General features: G+C 61.5%; 16 protein-coding genes. 11 read left to right on the top strand and 5 right to left on the bottom strand.

Translation table 11 applies throughout. From position 1 onward, the window contains the following. Positions 1 to 22 precede the first annotated feature (22 nt). From M5G17_RS01720 to betT, 3 genes are all read left to right on the top strand, one after another. Entirely contained in the window at positions 23 to 2509 is a 2487-nt protein-coding gene (locus M5G17_RS01720; protein WP_273891290.1) for a TcfC E-set like domain-containing protein, read from the top strand. Beyond that, positions 2509 to 3735: a hypothetical protein gene (locus M5G17_RS01715; RefSeq protein ID WP_273891289.1), complete on the top strand. Its 1227-nt coding sequence runs from the start codon at positions 2509 to 2511 to the stop codon at positions 3733 to 3735. Before M5G17_RS01720 ends, M5G17_RS01715 begins: the two co-directional genes overlap by 1 nt. Positions 3736 to 3866: 131 nt before the next feature. Continuing rightward, positions 3867 to 5867 (top strand): choline transporter BetT, encoded by a 2001-nt coding sequence (gene betT / locus M5G17_RS01710; RefSeq protein WP_273891288.1) that lies wholly within the window; start codon positions 3867 to 3869, stop codon positions 5865 to 5867. Between the two features lie 73 nt (positions 5868 to 5940). Here the strand turns inward: betT and tauD are convergent, their stop codons facing one another. The 4 genes from tauD to tauA are packed head-to-tail and all read right to left on the bottom strand — an operon-like array spanning position 5941 to position 9417. Then, positions 5941 to 6774, bottom strand: coding sequence for a taurine dioxygenase (gene tauD, locus M5G17_RS01705; RefSeq protein ID WP_273891287.1), 834 nt, complete (start codon positions 6772 to 6774; stop codon positions 5941 to 5943). A 19-nt stretch (positions 6775 to 6793) separates the two neighbouring features. Next, positions 6794 to 7633, bottom strand: a complete 840-nt coding sequence (gene tauC, locus M5G17_RS01700; protein ID WP_273891286.1) for a taurine ABC transporter permease TauC — start codon at positions 7631 to 7633, stop codon at positions 6794 to 6796. Further along, positions 7630 to 8424, bottom strand: coding sequence for a taurine ABC transporter ATP-binding subunit (gene tauB / locus M5G17_RS01695; protein WP_273891285.1), 795 nt, complete (start codon positions 8422 to 8424; stop codon positions 7630 to 7632). Before tauB ends, tauC begins: the two co-directional genes overlap by 4 nt. Before the next feature lie 15 nt (positions 8425 to 8439). After that, the gene (gene tauA / locus M5G17_RS01690) at positions 8440 to 9417 is read right to left on the bottom strand and encodes a taurine ABC transporter substrate-binding protein (protein WP_273891284.1); all 978 of its coding nucleotides are present in this window, start codon (positions 9415 to 9417) and stop codon (positions 8440 to 8442) included. A gap of 553 nt (positions 9418 to 9970) precedes the next feature. On the opposite strand from tauA, the gene M5G17_RS01685 reads away from it, so the two are divergent. From M5G17_RS01685 to M5G17_RS01650, 8 genes are all read left to right on the top strand, one after another. Next, the gene (locus M5G17_RS01685; RefSeq protein ID WP_273891283.1) at positions 9971 to 11296 is read left to right on the top strand and encodes an OprD family porin; all 1326 of its coding nucleotides are present in this window, start codon (positions 9971 to 9973) and stop codon (positions 11294 to 11296) included. 162 nt (positions 11297 to 11458) lie between these two features. Next, on the top strand, positions 11459 to 12097 hold the full coding sequence (locus tag M5G17_RS01680) for a peroxiredoxin (RefSeq protein WP_273891282.1): 639 nt from the start codon (positions 11459 to 11461) through the stop codon (positions 12095 to 12097). 224 nt (positions 12098 to 12321) lie between these two features. Beyond that, complete coding sequence (ssuE, locus tag M5G17_RS01675; RefSeq protein ID WP_273891281.1) at positions 12322 to 12915, top strand: NADPH-dependent FMN reductase; 594 nt, start codon at positions 12322 to 12324, stop codon at positions 12913 to 12915. A gap of 93 nt (positions 12916 to 13008) precedes the next feature. Next, on the top strand, positions 13009 to 13974 hold the full coding sequence (locus M5G17_RS01670; protein ID WP_273891280.1) for a sulfonate ABC transporter substrate-binding protein: 966 nt from the start codon (positions 13009 to 13011) through the stop codon (positions 13972 to 13974). 58 nt (positions 13975 to 14032) lie between these two features. Continuing rightward, positions 14033 to 15181 carry an FMNH2-dependent alkanesulfonate monooxygenase gene (gene ssuD, locus M5G17_RS01665; protein ID WP_130261903.1) on the top strand — a complete coding sequence of 383 codons (1149 nt, stop codon included), beginning with the start codon at positions 14033 to 14035 and terminating at the stop codon, positions 15179 to 15181. Between the two features lie 10 nt (positions 15182 to 15191). Further along, positions 15192 to 15986: an aliphatic sulfonate ABC transporter permease SsuC gene (gene ssuC, locus M5G17_RS01660; protein ID WP_273891279.1), complete on the top strand. Its 795-nt coding sequence runs from the start codon at positions 15192 to 15194 to the stop codon at positions 15984 to 15986. Further along, positions 15983 to 16795 (top strand): aliphatic sulfonates ABC transporter ATP-binding protein, encoded by an 813-nt coding sequence (gene ssuB, locus M5G17_RS01655; RefSeq protein WP_273891278.1) that lies wholly within the window; start codon positions 15983 to 15985, stop codon positions 16793 to 16795. Before ssuC ends, ssuB begins: the two co-directional genes overlap by 4 nt. Positions 16796 to 16814: 19 nt before the next feature. Further along, positions 16815 to 17030 carry a TOBE domain-containing protein gene (locus M5G17_RS01650; RefSeq protein ID WP_028942316.1) on the top strand — a complete coding sequence of 72 codons (216 nt, stop codon included), beginning with the start codon at positions 16815 to 16817 and terminating at the stop codon, positions 17028 to 17030. 89 nt (positions 17031 to 17119) lie between these two features. Here M5G17_RS01650 and M5G17_RS01645 read toward each other — a convergent pair whose 3' ends face one another. After that, entirely contained in the window at positions 17120 to 17746 is a 627-nt protein-coding gene (locus tag M5G17_RS01645; RefSeq protein WP_273891277.1) for a TetR/AcrR family transcriptional regulator, read from the bottom strand. Between the last annotated feature and the right edge of the window lies 1 nt (position 17747).

The raw sequence follows: 17747 nt of genomic DNA, 5'->3' as shown, positions 1-17747 counted from the left end.
CCTTCTTTCGGGTTGCTTGGGTATGAGTGTTCTGTCTCGCTGGGTGGCCTTTGGCCTACTGTGCCTGGGCGCTCAGGTGCATGCTGAAACGTCGGTGCTGGGCCAGGTCAAGGGCTTGCCACCTGATTTTCACGCACACTTCTTTGACGTACCGCTGGCGGTCCGGGTTGAGCTCGATGGTCGTACCCTGGGCGAGGCCATGGTCATTTTGCGTCCTGATGAAAGCTTGCAGCTGATCGAGTTCAGCGAGCTGTCTGACAGTGCCTACGGGCCGACCGAACAGCAACGCTGGTTGCACAACCTGGCCGATGGCTGGCCCCTGGGTACGTGCACCAGAGCGTGTCCGGATGATCTGCTGGCCCTGCATTACAGCCTGGTCACTTCGCAGGTTTCCATCCTTACCCGCCGGGCTGAGCATGATGCCCTGGCTTCGAATTTTCACCGGTTGCCGGATCAAGGCAGCCGCGGCCTGTTGCTGAGCAATCAGTTGAACCTCACCGGCGGTCAGGGCCAGGCGGCTTCGGGACGTTACGCTTTCGAGGCGCAAAGCAGCCTGGGGCAATGGACGGCGGTGGCCGCCGGGCAGATGCACCGCAGTGCCGACAGCCGCGATGCCGAGGATCTGCGTTATTACGCGCAGCAATTGTATGGCGAGCATTTGCAGCAGGAGCACTTCTGGCGCCTGGGTTTCTTTACCCCCGACGACAACGGTATTGCCCGTCAGCCACGGCTGTTGGGTTCGCGCCCGGAGGGCACGGTAGGGGTGATGTACGGCACCAGCGATACCTTGGCCATCAACAACGGCATGCCCAGTGCCACGCCAATCTATGTAACCCCGAGCCGTCCAGGGGTAGCGGAGGTTTATCGCAATGGCGTGTTGATTTACAGCCAGCCGGTCCAGCCCGGGCTGCAGGCCCTGGATACCCGGCGGCTGCCGGGCGGAATCTATGAAGTGGAAGTGCGCCTGCTGGAAGATGGCAATGTCACGGTGCGCAGCGAGGAGTTCATCTACAAGCCGAACAACTGGAGCAACCCGGACAAGCCGCTGCGCTACAGCGCCTTCCTTGGACAGCAGAGCAACTTGCTCAGCAACTGGAACGATGATGAGGACGGCCAGTTAACCGCTGGCCTGGTCGCCAGCTACCTGGCGCATCCCCGGGCAATTCTCGGCGTGTCGCTCCAGCGGGTTGACGAGGCCATGCAGTACGGGAGCGCATTGGACTGGGCCGTGCGCGATGACATGCAACTGTACGCCAACGTGTTCCACACCGGCGGTGTCGGTAACGGCTTTGACCTGCAGGGCATCTTTCGCTACAGCCATGGCAGCTTTGTGCTCAGTCACAACCGTAGCTGGATGGATGTCAACCGCTATGACCAAGGTTCGTGGTATCGGCAGGCGCGGATCGAGCGGTTGCAGCAGAGTGCATTGTCCTGGCAGCACCGTTTGAGCCCAGAGGACAGTGCCACCTTGCGCATCGCCCACAGCAACGGCGCGGCCAATGGTGTCGGTGTGGATGTGGGCTGGTGGCGCAACGCCAAGTTGTTTGGAACCGATGCCAGCTGGCGTCTGTCGCTGTTCGACCGCCCAGGTACCCTGAGCACCAACGAACAGCGCAATCGAGGTGTCGACCTGAGCTTGAACGTACTGCTTGGCAGTGGCGAGCGCCGGGTAGCCGGCAGCTTTGGCAGCCGTACCGGCTATGATGGTCGCCGTGACCAGAATGCCTCACTGATCTACCAGCAGGCCTTCACCGACGGGGCACTGCAGGCAGTGTCCGGATCGCTCACCGCCGATCGCTATGGCGCAGGCATTGGTGCTACCGCCAGCTACCAGACCAATGTGGTGCGCGGCGATGTCTACGCTCAGCAGTCGACCCTGGACAGCGCCTGGCTCGGAGGTCTCAATCTTGATAGCACGCTGGCCTGGGGCGGTGGCGCGATGGCGGCCACGGGTGAGTATCAGAACTACCAGGCTGGCATGATCGTCGATGTCGAGACCGATGGCGGCGATGTCGAGTTGCGCTCCGATGACCTCAACGGCCACGCGGCGATCCTGCGTGCCGGGCGTAATGTGGTGCCGGTGTCAGCGTACAAGGCCGGTAGCGTGCAGTTTGACTTTGCGGGCAGCGATGCGCCGACGGCAAGTATCCAACCGCAAGCGGTGGGTTATCACCTCAACCGGGGTGGCGTCGGCTACCAGAAGATCCGCGTGATGAAGACCCTGACCGTGATCGGGCGCCTGCTCGATGGCCGTGGCCAGCCGCTCAAGGGCGCACTATTGATCAATCACGCCAGTCGCAGCGTGACCGAGGCAGACGGTTTTTTCGCCGTGGAGATGAGCGAGCGCACGCCAACCCTGGAGGTGCGTTTGCGCGATACCTCACTGTGCCTGCTCGACCTGGGCAAAGGTGACTTGCGTCGTGAACAGGACGTGCTGTTTGCGGGGGATGTCTCCTGCGAGCGATCGACATTGGCCAGTGCCGAGACCAACCCTGGAGCCAAGAGCTGATGAGCATGCCCGCTTTACTTCGTCGCGTTGTGCTGGCGGGGCTCTGTGTCCTGAGCCCCACTGTGTGGGGGCCGACGGTAAAAATCACTGCATTCTATGAGCCGGACCCAAACAACCCTCACAACACCCATTTCATTAACACTACGCCACAGGCGGCGTTTTGCTTACGCTGGCCAGAATATTGTCGAGCGCTGGGGGCGTTTTCGGTAGGGATTCCGATCACCTATAACAAGGAGAGCGTGCAGGGCGCCAGCGATGTCAGGGACCGCTTTTTTGTTCAATTGCCTGGCCAGCGCAATTTTCAGATCAGCAATGTTGCAACGGGACGCAGTTACCCGGTCGAGTTTCGTATTACGCATGTGAGCCAGATGGGGCGTTCAATGAGACTGGGGGACAGCATTCATAACCATCCCATTTTTACCCAGTATCCCGGTGGTGGCTGCCGGTATCTGAAAACCTTTCATCAAACCTCGCGTCCTCGGGAGGTCCACTATCTGTGGAACGTTACGAATCCTCCGGCCCCGGCGGGGTGTCATTCCCAGAGCAGTTTCGCCCCCAATGGCCATCAGGTGCCTTTGGAAATGGAGACGTTCGGTATCGGCTTCGAGTTGAACCTGCCGCCGCCCCTGGATATTCCCAATGGCATGTATACCGCTACCCAGACGTTCAGCGTAGGCCCGGGTGCAGAGTTTGACCTTGGCAATCACGTCAGCGGCTTGAACACCAGCGAGGTAACCCTGGAGTTCGAGCTGGCGGTCAATCACCATCTCAAGACCGAGTTCCCTCCGGGCTCCGAAAGGGCCGTGCTCGAGCCGCGCGATGGTTGGGCCGGCTGGGTCAATCGTGGCCAGCGACCGGAGCAACTGCAACGCGACATCCCGTTTCGCGTGTGGAGTTCAGGCCCGTTCAGTATGTATACCCTGTGCCAGTATCCGCAGGGGGCAGGTTGCGCCATGCGCCGCAATGGCGGGGACACCCTGGCGGCGTTTAATGTGGCAGTGAGCTTGCCGGCTCATATCCAGGTTGGCAATGGCCGCCCGGTGCGTCGTGAGGTGTTGCCGGTGGGGCGACAAAATGCATTGAATCTGCGCACGGTGAGTGCCGCCTTTCAGCAACCTGCTACGCTACATTTCCAGACAGTGGGGACGGCGGTGGAGCAGATGCTGGCGCATCCCGGCAGCCAGTTCGAGGGTATCGTGACGGTATTTTTCGAACCCTTTATCTAGCCTTTGCGACCTCGCCGATTGGTCTTGTGGCCCCTATCCGTGTTTAACTTGAATGCTTGTTCAAGATAAACACGACAGGAGGCCACTTTGCCCTACACGGTGTTTCCCTTAGGCAGCGGGGTATTCACAGCATGAATAACCCGGGTGTGACGCGCACTGAAAAGATCCGCATGAACCCGCCGGTTTTCTACTTCGCGGCGAGCTTTATCCTGATATTCGGCCTGGTGGTCATCAGCAATCCGCAAGCGGCCGGCGAGTGGTTGTTGGCGGCGCAGAACTGGGCGGCCAACACGGTAGGCTGGTACTACATGCTGGCGATGACGCTGTACCTGGTCTTCGTGGTGGTCACCGCCTTGTCTGGCTACGGCAAGATCAAGCTCGGTGCCGACCACGACGAACCCGAGTTCAGCTACCTGTCCTGGGCCGGGATGCTGTTCGCCGCCGGCATCAGCATTACTCTGTTCTTCTTCTGCGTCTCCGAACCCCTGACTCATATGCTCCAGCCGCCGCAGGGCGAAGCCGGCACGGTCGAGGCTGGGCGCCAGGCGATGCAGCTGCTGTTCCTGCACTGGGGTTTGCATGGCTGGGGCGTGTTCGCCTTTGTCGGCATGGCCCTGGCCTACTTCGCCTACCGGCACAACCTGCCGCTGGCCCTGCGTTCGGCGTTGTATCCGCTGATCGGCAAGCGTATCAACGGCCCGATCGGTTACGCCGTGGACGGCTTTGGCATCATCGCCACGGTGTTTGGCCTGGGCGCCGACATGGGCTTTGGCGTGTTGCACCTCAACTCGGGCCTGGACTACCTGTTCGGCGTGCCCCACAACCAGTGGGTACAGGTGATCCTCATCACCCTGATGATGGGCGCTGCGGTCGCGGTGGCGGTCGCCGGAGTCGAGAAGGGCGTGCGGGTGATGTCCGACATCAACATGTTCCTGGCCTGTGCGCTGCTGCTGTTCGTGCTGTTCGCAGGGCCCACCCAGCACCTGTTCAACACCCTGATCCAGAACCTGGGTGATTACCTCGGCGCCTTGCCACGCAAGAGCTTCGACGTGTACGCCTACAACCAGGCCAATGAGTGGCTGGGCGGTTGGACCGTGTTTTACTGGGCCTGGTGGATTGCCTGGGCGCCCTTTGTCGGCCTGTTCATCGCGCGGATTTCCCGCGGCCGGACCATCCGAGAGTTCGTCTTTGGCGTACTGCTGATCCCCCTGGGTTTCACTCTGGCTTGGATGTCGATCTTCGGCAACAGCGCCTTGTCCCAGGTGCTCGATCACGGCATGACTGCCTTGGGGCAGTCGGCTATCGACAACCCGTCGATGACCCTCTATCTCTTGTTGGAAACCTACCCATGGAGCAAGGCGGTCATTGCTGTCACGGTGTTTATCAGCTTCGTGTTCTTCGTGACCTCGGCCGACTCCGGCACCGTGGTGCTCTCGACCCTCTCTGCACGTGGCGGCAACGCCGATGAAGACGGGCCGAACTGGCTGCGGGTGTTCTGGGGCGCAATGACCGCGCTGGTGACCATAGGCTTGCTGTTCGCCGGCAGTATCGATTCGCTCAAATCGGCGGTGGTGCTCACCTCGCTGCCGTTCTCGGTGATCCTGCTGTTGATGATGTGGGGCTTGCACAAGGCCTTCTACCTGGAATCGCAACGGCAGATCGCCCAGTTGCATTCGCTGGCGCCGTTCGCCAACTCGCGGCGGGGTCGCGGTGGCTGGCGTCAGCGCTTGAGCCAGGCGGTGCACTTCCCGTCCCGTGATGAGGTGTACCGCTTCATGGACGACGTGGTGCGCCCGGCGATTGCCGAGGTGACCGAGGTGTTTGTCGAGAAGGGCCTGCACGTCATCACCCAGGAAGACCCGAGCCATGACAACGTCAGCTTGAAGATCGGCCACGGCGAAGAGCAGCCGTTCATTTACCAGGTGCAGATGCGCGGCTACTTCACGCCATCATTTGCCCTGGGCGGCCTGGGTACCCAGGAGCTGAAGAACCGCCGGTACTACCGCGCCGAGGTGCACCTGAGCGAAGGCAGCCAGGATTACGACCTGGTTGGCTACAGCAAGGAGCAGATCATCAACGACATCCTTGATCAGTACGAGCGGCATATGCAGTTCTTGCACCTGGTGCGTTAACCGCATCGCTGGCAAGCCAGCTCCCACCCTGTGGGAGCTGGCTTGCCAGCGATAATAGCGCCGCGATGGATCTTTAAAACGGCGCATCCCCCAGAATCGTCGCCCGGTGCATTACTCGCCGCGCCGGGCGGTAGTCATCCACCGCGTAGTGCTGGGTCACGCGGTTGTCCCAGAAGGCCACGTCGTTTTCCTGCCAGCGCCAGCGAATGGTGAACTCCGGGCGGGTTGCGTGGGCGAACAGCAGCTTGAGGATCGCCTCGCTTTCGGCCTCGCTCAGTTCATTGATGCGGGTGGTGAAGCCGTCGTTGACGAACAGCGCCTTGCGTCCGCTCACTGGATGGGTACGGATCACCGGGTGTGACAGCGGCGGGTTGTTGCGCCGTGCCGCTTCCCAGCGCGCCAGATCCTCTGAGGTGGTGCCGAAGCGCTCCAGCGGAAATGACTTGGTGAAGTCATGGGTGGCAGTGAGGCCGGCCAGCAGCTGCTGTAGTGGGGCCGACAGCGCCTCAAACGCGGCGATGCCACTGGCCCACAAGGTGTCGCCGCCGTAGGCTGGCAGTTGCTTGGCACTGAGCACCGCGCCCAGCGCCGGAGTTGGCAGGAAGGTTACGTCGGTGTGCCAGATAGCGTTGTCGCGCACGTCGGTGACGGCGGTGTCGAGCACCAGTACCTGTGGGGTTTCCGGCACATTGGGGTAGATCGGGTGGATATGCAGGTCGCCAAAGCGCGCGGCAAATTCGGCTTGTTGCTGCGGGTTGATCGGCTGGTCGCGAAAGAACAGCACCTGGTGCTTGAGCAGCGCCTGCTCGATGGCGTCACGCTGCTGCAGCGTGATTTCGCGGCTGAGGTCGATACCGCTGATCTGTGCGCCGAGCGCCGGGCTCAGCGGGGTAATGGTCAGGCTCATGCTTGTTCTCGATAAGTCTTCAATGGCTCTGGCCGTGCCAGGGCACCAGCTTGCGTTGCAGGGCGCGCAGGCCCATCTCCAGGGCGAAGGCAATCAGCGCGATCACCAGGATGCCCAGCACCACCACGTCGGTTACCAGAAACTGTGCGGCCGACTGGACCATGAAGCCCAGGCCGCTGGTGGCGGCAATCAGCTCGGCAGCCACCAGGGTCGACCAGCCGACACCCAGGCCGATGCGCACACCGGTGAGAATCTCGGGCAGGGCGCTGGGCAGGATCACATGGCGAATCAGTTGCCAGCGCGTGGCGCCCAGCGACTGCGCCGCGCGCAGTTTGGTCGGGTCGACGGTACGCACGCCGGTGGCGGTGGCAATGGCAATCGGGGCGAAGATCGCAAGATAAATCAGCAGCACTTTCGACAGCTCGCCAATGCCGCACCAGATCACGATCAAAGGCAGATAAGCCAGTGGTGGAATCGGCCGGTAAAACTCGATCAACGGGTCGAGAATGCCGCGGGCAACCCGGTTATGGCCGATGGCGATACCGATCGGAATCGCCGTGATGATCGCCGCACCCAGGGCCAGGCCAATACGTTGCAGGCTGGCGCCCAGGTGCTGCCACAGGGTTGATTCCATATAGCCCTGGGTCAGCAACAACCAGGCCTTGCCCAGTACCGCATCGGGGGAGGGCAGGAACAGCGGCTCGATCCATTCGGCGGCAGTGACCGCCCACCACAGCACCAGCAGCGTGGCCAGGGTCAGGCCGCTGATCCAGCGGGTGCTCAGGCTGCGCCGGGGTTTGCTTGGCGGGGTTTGATGGGCAGTGCGTTTGGCCGCCACCGGTAGATCCAGGCTGCTCATGCGGACTCCTGCCGCGTCGCGGCACTGCGTTGGGAGAACACCCGGGCCAGCACGTGCTCGCGGGTTTCGATGAAGCGCGGGTCGGACTTGATCGAACGGGCTGACTCACCGGCGCTGTAGCGCTGGCCGAAATCCAGTTGCAGACGTTCGACGATCTGCCCGGGGTTGGGCGCCAGCAGCACCAGTTCGGTGGCGAGGAACACCGCTTCTTCAATATCGTGGGTAATCAGGAACACCGGCTTGGCGGTGCGCTGCCAGACCTGCAACAGCAACTCCTGCATCTGTTCGCGGGTAAAGGCATCCAGGGCGCCGAACGGCTCGTCCATCAGCAGCACCCGCGGGTCGGCAGCCAGGGCCCGGGCCAGGCCCACGCGCTGTTTCTGGCCACCGGACAACTGCCAGATACGCCGGCTGCCAAAGTCCGCCAGGTCAACCAGGGCGAGCATCTCGCGGGCTTTTTTTTCCCGCGTGGCGCGCGGCACGCCGGCCAGTTCCAGGCCAAAGGCGACGTTGGCCAGCACATCCTGCCAGGGCAACAGGGCGTCATCCTGAAACACCACCCCGCGCTCGGCGCCCGGGCCTTGCACCGGTACGCCGTCAAGGGTGATACGGCCACTGCTGGGTGCGACGAAACCGGCAATCAGGTTGAGCAACGAGGTCTTGCCGCTGCCCGAAGGGCCGAGGGCCACCAGCAACTGCTGCGGGCCCAGGCTCAGGCTGATATCGGCCAGCACCGGCTCGGCCGCGCCGGGGTACTGTGCGCTGATGCGCTCCAGTTCAAGCAATGCCATGGTCTGCTCCGCGTTTCAGTTGGTGATGAACTTGGCGCTGACGTAAGGCGCGTAGTCCGGCAGTACCGCTTCGACCTTGCCTTGCTCTTTGAGGAAGGTGGCCGTGTCGGTGATCGCCTGGGTGGTCGGTGTGCCCAGCGCGGCAACCTGGTCGGCGGCCAGCGGGAACACGTTGCCCTGCAGCAGGCCAGGAATATCAGCGGCCTTGGCCCCGGAGAGTTTCACCAGTTTGTCGACGTTGCTCTTGTTCGCCAGCCACGCCTGCGGGTTTTTGCGGTAGTCGGCGTAGGCATCCAGAGTGACCTTGGCGAAGGCCTTGACTATTTCCGGGTGTTTGGCGGCGAAATCCTTGCGCACGATCCAGGCGTCAAAGGTCGGTGCGCCTTTCTCGGCCAGTTCACCCGAGGTGATCAGCACCTTGCCGGTTTCCTTGGCCACGCCCAGGGCTGGGTCCCAGACGTAGGTGGCGTCGATATCACCGCGCTTCCAGGCGGCGATGATTGCCGGTGGCGCCAGGTTGAGGATCTGCACTTTGGCCGGGTCGATGTTCCACTGCTTGAGCGCGGCCAGCAGGCTGTAGTGACCGGTGGAGACGAACGGCACGGCGATCTTCTTGCCAATCAGGTCCTGCGGCGAATTGATGCCGGCACCATCGCGGGCAACCAGGGCTTCGGCGGCGCCGATCTGGGTGGCGATCAGGAAGGTTTCCACCGGCAGCTTGCGGGTTGCGGCAGCGGCCAGCGGGCTGGAACCGAGGTAGCCGATCTGTACATCGCCAGATGCGACTGCGGTGATCACGTCGGCGCCGCTGTCGAACTTGCGCCAATCAATGTCGGCCTTGCTGGTTTTCTCGTAGGTGCCATCGACCTGGGCGACTTTCGCCGGGTCGACGGTGGTCTGGTAGGCCACGGTCAGGTCGGCCGCCTGGGCAAACCAGCTGGTGCCAGCCAGGGTCAGGGCAGCGAACAGGCGCAGGGGTGCATGCAGGGTCATGGTCAACTCCTTATCAGGCGGGCATATGTGTTGGCGTGGAATAAGACTAGATGATCTAAGAACTTTAAAATAAATAACTTTTTTGCATTAGCTTAGGAGCCAATTGGTTTAAGGCGCCGAGGGATGAGGTGGGTTAATCGCGGGGCGACAAAAGTGATGCTGGTCAAGGTCAGCACGGTGGAGAAACGCAAAGATGGTCCGGCCATGAAGGGCTGGCTTGTCGAAGGGGAAAGAGTCGACAACGTCAGGCGATCTAAAAAACTGATTCCAAATATCCTTTAGGAATTAGCTTATGCGCCGATAACCGCGGTATAGAAAAATTTGGGGTATATGACTTAATAATCTGAAAAATTCAGAAATAAGTCTTTTTGGATTTATACGATTGTCATTATCCTTCACCCCCTGGTTTGGCGCATTAGACCAAAGTCGTGAAATGAATAGTTACGATTGACTTGACGGTCACCCATTGGTGCTAATCGCCAATCGACGTCGAGCGGGACACAAGATCCCGCCGTAAGCGACACACAAGAATTAGAACGTAGAGGAGCAAAACATGTACAAGTCCACCTTGGCGCTTGCCGTGGCCGTTGGGGTTCTGGCCCAGCAGGCGGGTGCTGCCGGTTTCATCGAAGACAGCAAGGCAACACTGAAGCTGCGCAACTTCTATATCAACAACGACAACCGTAACCACGGTACCAACACAAGCTCCAACTACCAGGAAGAATGGGGTCAGGGCTTCCAAGTGGACTACGCCTCGGGCTTCACCCAGGGCACTGTCGGTTTTGGTGTTGACGCTATCGCCCTGTTGGGCGTGCGCCTGGATTCGGGCAAGGGCCGTCATGGCAACCCGAGCAGCGCTTCCTATGGTGGTTTGGTGTTCCCGACCGACAGCGACGGTCGTGCAGTCGACGAATACTCCAGCCTGGGCCTGACGGCCAAGGCCAAGATCTCCCAGACCGAATTGCGCTACGGCACCCTGCTGCCGAAGCTGCCGGTCATCTCGTACAACGACGGTCGCCTGTTGCCGCAGACTTTCGAAGGTGGCCAGATCACCTCGAACGAGTTCAAGGACCTGACCCTGATCGGTGGTCAGATCGAGCACGTCAAAGGCCGTAACTCCAGCAACAACGAAGAGCTGTCGATCGCTGGCGCCAACAACGCCCGTACCGGGAAGTTCAGCAACAAGTTCCTCTACGCCGGTGCCGATTACAAGGTCACCAAGGACCTGCTGCTGCAGTACTACTATGGCAACCTGGAAGACTTCTACAAACAGCACTTCCTCGGTGCCGTACACAACTGGGCAATCGGCCCGGGCGTGCTGAAGTCCGACTTCCGTTACTTCCACAGCACCGATGATGGCGCCAACAGCAACGATCCTGCCTACTTCACCAGTGGCTGGTACGGCAACGGCACCAAAGGCAAGGTCGACAACGACCTGTACAGCGCCCTGTTCCTCTACACCGTGCAGGGTCACACCTTCGGTGGCGGATACCAGGTCTCCAGCGGTGACAGCGACTTCCCTTGGCTGAACCAGGGTGACGGCTCATCCAACTACACCATCACCGACTCGCAGATCCAGAAGTTCGGCCGTGCCGGTGAGCGTACCTGGCAGGCTCGCTACTCCTACGATTTCGCCAAGGTCGGCCTGGCGGGTGCAACCGCTGGCGTTACCTACCTCAAAGGCGACAACATCGATTCGTCTATCGGTGACCGTACCGAGTGGGAACGTGATATCACCGTGGCTTACGTGGTACCGGAAGGCACCCTCAAGGGCCTGGGCATCATGTGGAAAAACGCCACCTGGCGCAGCGACATCGCCAACACCAAGGACCAGGACGAAAACCGTCTGATCCTCAGCTACTCCATCCCGCTGCTGTAAGGCGAGAAAAGCGCGCCCGCCCGGCCCTGTGCCGCGCGGGCGTTGTTTTGTTTGTTTTTTTATATCTCTTTTCGATCTAAATAAATCGATATTTATTCTTTTTAATTTAACTCGCAAGCAGGCACAGTGAAGCCATAACGAACCCAGCCAAGGAGCCGCACCATGAGCCTCAGACTCGGCGATATCGCCCCCGACTTCGAACAGGATTCCAGCGCCGGCAAGATCCGTTTCCACGAATGGCTGGGCGACAGCTGGGGTGTATTGTTCTCGCACCCGGCCGACTTCACTCCGGTGTGCACCACCGAACTGGGCTTCACTGCCAAACTCAAGGATCAGTTCGCCGAGCGTGGGGTCAAGGCCATCGCCCTGTCGGTCGACCCGGTGGACTCGCACCACCGCTGGATCGAAGACATCAACGAAACCCAGAACACCATTGTCAATTTCCCGATCCTGGCCGATGCCGATCGCAAAGTCTCCGACCTCTACGACCTGATTCATCCCAATGCCAGCGACACCCTGACGGTGCGTTCCTTGTTCGTTATCGACCCGAACAAGAAGATCCGCCTGACCATCACCTATCCGGCCAGCACCGGGCGCAACTTTAACGAGATCTTGCGGGTGATCGATTCGTTGCAACTGACCGACAACCACAAGGTTGCCACCCCGGCCAACTGGCAGGACGGTGACGAGGTGGTGATCGTGCCATCGCTCAAGGATGAAGACGAAATCAAACGCCGCTTTCCCAAGGGTTACCGGGCGGTCAAGCCATACCTGCGCCTGACCCCGCAACCCAATCGTTGAGCTTTAGCCATAGCAGGGATTTTGGGCCGTTTCGACGGCCCATTTTTTATTCCCCCAAGGCCTGTAGGAGCGGGCTTGCCCCGCGATGTTTCTATAGCTCATATAGGAATAAACAAATGAAAAAATATGATTTATAGGTATATGTATCAAGCTGTTAAGGTCACTCCACTCCAGCGAGGACTCCAACTCGCGGCCTTCTAGAACACGATCAAGGATGCGTTCCAATGCTGGTTGTTTCTCTCGGTGGTAGTCCCAGTCTGCGTTCGCGCTCCGGCGTTTTGCTTGAGCGCAGCCGGCAGTGGCTGCAAGGCCAGGGCGTGGAAGTGGTGACTTTCCAGGTGCGGGATTTTCCGGCCGAAGACTTGCTCCATGCCCGATTCGATAGCCCCAGGGTGCAGCACTTCCTGCAATTGGTGGAACAGGCCGATGGTCTGGTGGTTGCTACCCCGGTGTACAAGGCCTCGTTCGCCGGTGCACTGAAAACCCTGCTCGACCTACTGCCTGAACGCGCCCTCAGCCACAAAGTCGTGTTGCCGATCGCCACCGGCGGCAGCATCGCTCACATGCTCGCCGTGGATTACGCGCTCAAGCCGGTGCTGTCGGCGCTCAAGGCCGAGGAAACCCTGCAGGGGATCTTCGCCGACGACAGCCAGATCGCCTACGGCGAAGGCAGTGCCGCCGCGCAACTGGCACCGGCGCTGGAGCAGCGTCTGAACGAATCGCTGGAACTGTTTCACAGCGCCCTGGCGCGTCGCCCCAAGCCGGTCGCCCCTGGTGTGTTGAGCGAACGTCTGCTCAGTGCTCGCTGGAGCATCTGAGGCGTAGTACCCCGTTACCTGCAATTCCCACCTTACTCGCCCGCCAACGGGCAAGCAGGTGCAGCCTGAACCCCAACAGCAAAGGAGAGCGCTATGCGCACTGTCATTTTGCGTCGTGGTCTGGTCGCTCTGTTTGCTGCGGCTGTGTCCTTCGGCGCCATTACTCAAGCCCAGGCCCAAAGCCTGCGTATCGGTTACCAGAAGTACGGCACCCTGGTGCTGCTCAAGGCCAAGGGCTCGCTGGAAAAGCGCCTTGCCGCCCAAGGCGTGCAGGTGCAATGGACCGAGTTCCCTGGAGGCCCGCAGCTGCTTGAAGGCCTGAACGTCGGCTCGATCGATTTTGGCGTGACCGGTGAAACGCCGCCGGTGTTCGCCCAGGCCGCCGGCGCCGATCTGCTCTATGTCGCCTACGAACCGCCAGCACCGCACAGCGAGGCGATCCTGGTGCCCAAGGGTTCGCCGATCCAGTCGGTGCAGGACCTCAAGGGCAAGAAAGTCGCCCTGAACAAAGGCTCCAACGTTCATTATCTGCTGGTCCGTGCTCTGGAAGACGCCGGTCTCAAGTACACCGACATCCAGCCGGTATTTCTGCCACCTGCCGATGCCCGCGCCGCTTTCGAGCGTGGCAGCGTCGATGCCTGGGTGATCTGGGACCCGTACCAGGCCGCTGCCGAGCAGCAGCTGCAGGCCCGCACCCTGCGTGATGGCAAGGGCATCGTCGACAACCACCAGTTTTACCTGGCCACCAAGCCCTATGCACAGAAGCATCCCGAGGTGATCAGCACGCTGGTCGAGGAAGTGCGTGCGGTGGGCGAGTGGTCCAAGGCCAACCCGCAGGAAGTCACCGACCAGGTCGCGCCGCTGCTCGGCCTGCCAGCCGACATCACCCTGACCTCGGTCAAGCGCCAGGGCTACGGCGCCGCCTTCCTGACCCCAGAAGTGATCGCCGCCCAGCAGAAAATCGCCGACACCTTCAAGGCGCTCAAGCTGATTCCCAAGCCGCTGAGCATCAAGGATGTGATCTGGACACCGCCGGCCAAGGTTGCCAGCGCCCCTTGACGAATTGCCCGCGCCGGGGCGTCGCCCCGGTTTGCGCCACCCCTAGGAGACAACTCCAATGAGCCTCAACGTATTCTGGTTTCTTCCTACCCATGGCGACGGCCACTACCTTGGCACCGCCGAAGGCGCACGCGCCGTTGATCATGGTTACCTGCAGCAGATCGCCCAGGCGGCGGACCGCCTCGGCTTTGGCGGCGTCTTGATCCCCACCGGGCGTTCCTGCGAGGACTCCTGGCTGGTCGCCGCTTCGCTGATTCCGGTGACTCAACGCCTGAAGTTCCTGGTTGCCCTGCGCCCGGGAATCATCTCGCCGACCGTGGCGGCGCGTCAGGCGGCAACCCTGGACCGTCTTTCCGGCGGGCGTGCCTTGTTCAACCTGGTGACCGGCGGCGATCCGGAGGAGCTGTCCGGCGACGGGCTGTTCCTCAGTCACGAGGAGCGCTACCAGGCTTCGGTAGAATTCACCCGCATCTGGCGTCGGGTGCTGGAAGGCGAAACCGTCGACTACGACGGCCAGCATATTCAGGTCAAAGGCGCCAAACTGCTCTATCCGCCGATCCAGCAGCCGCGCCCGCCTCTTTACTTTGGCGGCTCTTCGGAAGCGGCGCAGGACCTGGCAGCCGAGCAGGTCGAGCTGTACTTGACCTGGGGTGAGCCGCCGGCAGCGGTGGCCGAGAAGATCGAACAGGTACGCGCCAAGGCCGCCAAGCAAGGTCGCAGCGTGCGCTTCGGCATCCGCTTGCACGTGATCGTGCGTGAGACCAATGCCGAAGCCTGGCAGGCCGCCGAGCGGCTGATCTCGCACCTGGACGACGACACCATTGCCCGGGCCCAGGCTTCGCTGGCGCGTTTCGATTCAGTGGGTCAGCAACGCATGGCCGCGCTGCACGGTGGCAACCGCGACAACCTGGAAGTCAGCCCCAACCTCTGGGCCGGTGTCGGCCTGGTACGTGGCGGTGCCGGTACTGCGCTGGTCGGCGACGGCCCTACCGTGGCCGCGCGGGTCAAGGAATACGCGGCGCTGGGCATCGATACCTTCATCTTTTCCGGTTATCCACACCTGGAAGAGTCGTACCGGGTCGCCGAGCTGCTGTTCCCGCACCTGGACGTGGAGCGTCCGGAACTGCCGAAAAGCGGTGGTTATGTGAGCCCGTTCGGCGAGATGGTCGCCAACGACATCCTGCCCAAATCCTCGGCCCAGCGCTGAGGATCGGATCATGAGTCGTTCATCCACTCCCTGGCAGCAACGCCTGGCGCCCTGGGCGCTGCCGTTGCTGTTGCTGGCGGTCTGGCAACTGGCGGTTAGCGTCGGCTGGCTGTCGACGCGGATCCTGCCGGCGCCGAGCGCGGTGCTAAGTGCTGGTGTCGAGCTGGTGCGTAGCGGCGAGATCTGGACCCACCTGGCAATCAGTGGCTGGCGGGCAGCCGTCGGCTTCCTGATTGGCGGTGCGATCGGCCTGGTGCTGGGCTTTATCACCGGCCTGTCGAAATGGGGCGAGCGCCTGCTCGACAGTTCGGTGCAGATGATTCGTAACGTGCCGCACCTGGCGCTGATTCCGCTGGTGATCCTGTGGTTCGGCATCGATGAGTCGGCGAAGATTTTCCTTGTCGCCCTGGGCACCCTGTTCCCGATTTACCTGAACACCTATCACGGCATCCGCAACGTCGATCCGGCCCTGGTGGAAATGGCTCGCAGTTATGGATTGTCTGGCTTTGAGCTGTTCCGTCAGGTAATCCTGCCGGGCGCTTTGCCATCGATTCTGGTCGGTGTGCGCTTTGCCTTGGGCTTCATGTGGCTGACCCTGATCGTTGCCGAAACTATCTCCGCCAACGCTGGCATTGGTTATCTGGCGATGAATGCCCGCGAGTTTTTGCAGACCGATGTAGTGGTCCTGGCCATCGTTCTCTATGCCGTGCTCGGCAAGCTTGCCGATCTGGCCGCGCGTGCGCTCGAGCGGGTTTGGCTGCGCTGGCATCCGGCCTATCAACCGAGCAGGGGAGAGGGCGCATGAGCATCCTCAAAGAAACCCCACCACGGCTGCTGCGCGGGATTCCACTGGCGGCGCAGAACCTGCAGAAGACCTTTGGCCAGCGCCAGGTGCTGCGCGATATCGACCTGCACATTCCGGCCGGGCAGTTCGTTGCCATTGTCGGGCGCAGTGGCTGCGGCAAGAGCACCTTGCTGCGCTTGCTCGCCGGGCTCGACCAACCCAGTGGCGGCGAGCTGCTGGCCGGCTCCGCGCCGCTGCGCGAAGCCCAGGAAGACACCCGGCTGATGTTCCAGGAAGCGCGCTTGCTGCCATGGAAGAAGGTCATCGACAACGTTGGCCTGGGCCTGTCTGGCGACTGGCGGCCACGGGCGTTGCAAGCGCTTGAAGCGGTTGGCCTGGCCGAACGCGCCAATGAATGGCCAGCGGCCTTGTCGGGCGGCCAGAAACAGCGCGTGGCCCTGGCCCGCGCCCTGATCCACCAGCCGCGCCTGCTGCTGCTCGATGAGCCACTGGGCGCGCTGGATGCCCTGACCCGTATCGAAATGCAGCAGTTGATCGAACGGCTGTGGCGCCAGCACGGTTTCACCGTGTTACTGGTCACCCATGACGTCAGCGAAGCGGTGGCGGTGGCCGACCGGGTCATCCTCATCGAAGACGGCGAGGTGGGCCTTGACCTGCACATCGACCTGCCACGCCCGCGGGTACGCGGATCACACCGCCTGGCCGCACTGGAAACCGAAGTACTCAACCGGGTTCTGTCGGTCCCGGGCACACCGCCCGAGCCGGAACCTGTCGCACCTTTGCCGACGCAATTGCGTTGGGCTCTCTGACCTGTAAGGAACCAAGCAGATGACTATCAAAGCGATCAACGTACGCAACCAGTTCAAAGGCACCGTCAAGGAAATCCTCGAAGGCCCGGTGCTGTCGGAAATCGACGTGCAGACTGCCTCGGGTATCGTCACTTCGGTGATTACCACACGCTCGGTGCGTGAGCTGGAACTGGCCATTGGCAGCGAGGTGATTGCTTTTGTGAAGTCGACGGAAGTGTCGATCGCCAAACTTTAAGTACCAGAGCAAGGCTTCGCCTTGCATCGCTGGCAAGCCAGCTCCCACATACAGTCTCTGTGGGAGCTGGCTTGCCAGCGATGAGGCCATCAGCGTTTCGGCAAAAAGGGCGGTAGATACAACCCCAGGTACGCATCAAACACCCGCATCCCTTCCTCGGCCAAGCGCGGCGTGATCTGCCCATGCAACTGCACCGAGCGGGCATAGACCCGATCACCCAGTTCCATGGCCAAGGCAAACACATCCACATCATCCGGCAACACCGGCAACTGGAAATGCTCGGCGAACAGCTTATGCATCAGGTCGCCCAGCTCAATATCGTGCTGGCGGTCAGCCTGGGTCACTTCGCTCAGACCATGCTGGGCCAAGATTAGCTGCCGCGCTGCCGCATCTTCGTTGTAGATCACCAGCATGCGCTGCTCGACCAGGCGCGATAGGTCGTGCCAGGTGTTCAACGCCGCCGCGTCGATCGGCGCCTCGAGGCAGGCGCGAAAGGCGCCGTGCACGTCAGCAGTGAGCGCTTCAAGCAACGCCGGCACACTGGCGAAGAAGTGATACACCGACGACGGCGGGATCTGCGCGCGCTCGGCCACGCTGTAGATCGACAGGCTGGCCACCCCTTCGCTGGCCAGCAGCGTGCGCGCCGCTTCGAGGATCGAATCGATCCTCGCCTGGCTGCGGGCACGGGGTTTACGCGGGGTAACGGTGCGGGTCATG

Origin of the sequence: Pseudomonas rubra (assembly GCF_028656935.1) — a bacterium.
Classification (GTDB): domain Bacteria; phylum Pseudomonadota; class Gammaproteobacteria; order Pseudomonadales; family Pseudomonadaceae; genus Aquipseudomonas; species Aquipseudomonas rubra.
This window is presented reverse-complemented; position numbering and strand designations above follow the sequence as displayed.

Bases quoted from the DNA above. Each gene is read 5' to 3' on its own strand.
- M5G17_RS01720 (WP_273891290.1), top strand. From the start codon at position 23: ATGAGTGTTCTGTCTCGCTGGGTGGCCTTTGGCCTACTGTGCCTGGGC.
- M5G17_RS01715 (WP_273891289.1), top strand. From the start codon at position 2,509: ATGAGCATGCCCGCTTTACTTCGTCGCGTTGTGCTGGCGGGGCTCTGT.
- betT (WP_273891288.1), top strand. From the start codon at position 3,867: ATGAATAACCCGGGTGTGACGCGCACTGAAAAGATCCGCATGAACCCG.
- tauD (WP_273891287.1), bottom strand. From the start codon at position 6,774: ATGAGCCTGACCATTACCCCGCTGAGCCCGGCGCTCGGCGCACAGATC.
- tauC (WP_273891286.1), bottom strand. From the start codon at position 7,633: ATGAGCAGCCTGGATCTACCGGTGGCGGCCAAACGCACTGCCCATCAA.
- tauB (WP_273891285.1), bottom strand. From the start codon at position 8,424: ATGGCATTGCTTGAACTGGAGCGCATCAGCGCACAGTACCCCGGCGCG.
- tauA (WP_273891284.1), bottom strand. From the start codon at position 9,417: ATGACCCTGCATGCACCCCTGCGCCTGTTCGCTGCCCTGACCCTGGCT.
- M5G17_RS01685 (WP_273891283.1), top strand. From the start codon at position 9,971: ATGTACAAGTCCACCTTGGCGCTTGCCGTGGCCGTTGGGGTTCTGGCC.
- M5G17_RS01680 (WP_273891282.1), top strand. From the start codon at position 11,459: ATGAGCCTCAGACTCGGCGATATCGCCCCCGACTTCGAACAGGATTCC.
- ssuE (WP_273891281.1), top strand. From the start codon at position 12,322: ATGCTGGTTGTTTCTCTCGGTGGTAGTCCCAGTCTGCGTTCGCGCTCC.
- M5G17_RS01670 (WP_273891280.1), top strand. From the start codon at position 13,009: ATGCGCACTGTCATTTTGCGTCGTGGTCTGGTCGCTCTGTTTGCTGCG.
- ssuD (WP_130261903.1), top strand. From the start codon at position 14,033: ATGAGCCTCAACGTATTCTGGTTTCTTCCTACCCATGGCGACGGCCAC.
- ssuC (WP_273891279.1), top strand. From the start codon at position 15,192: ATGAGTCGTTCATCCACTCCCTGGCAGCAACGCCTGGCGCCCTGGGCG.
- ssuB (WP_273891278.1), top strand. From the start codon at position 15,983: ATGAGCATCCTCAAAGAAACCCCACCACGGCTGCTGCGCGGGATTCCA.
- M5G17_RS01650 (WP_028942316.1), top strand. From the start codon at position 16,815: ATGACTATCAAAGCGATCAACGTACGCAACCAGTTCAAAGGCACCGTC.
- M5G17_RS01645 (WP_273891277.1), bottom strand. From the start codon at position 17,746: ATGACCCGCACCGTTACCCCGCGTAAACCCCGTGCCCGCAGCCAGGCG.